Source organism: Mesorhizobium sp. M7A.F.Ca.CA.004.04.2.1 (assembly GCF_004022825.1).
Classification (GTDB): Bacteria; Pseudomonadota; Alphaproteobacteria; order Rhizobiales; family Rhizobiaceae; genus Mesorhizobium.
In genome coordinates this window covers 1-1,069 of sequence record NZ_RZPH01001450.1, presented here as the reverse complement: position 1 = coordinate 1,069, position 1,069 = coordinate 1, and the positions used below count along the sequence as shown (strand labels likewise).

Genomic DNA, 1,069 nt, shown 5'->3' with positions numbered 1-1,069 from the left:
TCATGCAGCCGGGTGAAGCGATGCGGCTGGGCAATGGCGATGACGCGACCTTGGGTGGCGCTGCGCGCCGCCTTCAGCACCGCCGAGATCTCGACCGGATGGTGGCCGTAATCGTCGAATATTTCGACGCCGTCCCACGAACCGGTATGGGTGAAGCGGCGCTTGACGCCGGCGAAGGACGACAGGCCCTTCTTGATCGCCTCGGCCGACAGGCCGAGCTCATGCGCGACCGCGATCGCTGCCGTCGCGTTGGAGACGTTGTGGCGGCCGGGCATCGGCAGGCGCAGGCCTGCTATGACAGTCTGGCCGCCTGTCTTGCGGTCGCGGATCACCACGTCGAATTCCGAAATGGCGCCTGCCATGCGGTGATTGGTAAAGCGCACGTCGGCCTGCGCATTCTCGCCATAGGTGATGACCCGGCGGTCCTCGATGCGGCTGACCAGTGCCTGCACCTCGGGGTGATCGGTGCACATCACGCCAAAACCATAGAACGGCACGTTCTCGACGAACTGGCGGAACGCCTCGCGCACCTTGTCGAAGCTGCCATAGTGATCGAGATGCTCGGGATCGATGTTGGTGACGACCGCGATCTCGGCCGGCAGTTTCAGGAAAGTGCCGTCGCTTTCGTCGGCCTCGACCACCATCCATTCGCCGTCGCCCATGCGCGCGTTGGTGCCATAGGCATTGATGATGCCGCCATTGATGACGGTCGGATCGAGCCCGCCGGCATCGAGCAAGGTCGCCACCATCGAGGTCGTCGTTGTCTTGCCATGCGTGCCGCCGATCGCCACCGCCTGGCGAAAGCGCATCAGTTCGGCCAGCATTTCGGCCCGGCGCACGATCGGCAGCAGCTTTTCGCGCGCGGCCTTTAGCTCTGGATTGGATTTCTTGATCGCCGTCGAGACGACCACCACCTCGGCATCACCGAGATTTTCGGCCCTATGGCCGACGAAGCATTCGATGCCCTTGTCGCGCAGCCGCTGCACATTGGCGCTTTCGGCCTGGTCGGACCCTTGCACCTTGTAGCCGAGATTGTGCAGCACTTCGGCAATGCCGCTCATGCCGATGC

At 63.6% G+C, this 1,069-nt stretch carries 1 protein-coding gene; it reads right to left on the bottom strand.

Annotated features, from left to right (window positions below):
* Window positions 1–1,067, bottom strand: a 1,067-nt coding sequence (murC, locus tag EN893_RS35305; RefSeq protein WP_245490972.1) for a UDP-N-acetylmuramate--L-alanine ligase, incomplete at its 3' end; no start/stop codon positions are given.
* Window positions 1,068–1,069: the final 2 nt, after the last annotated feature.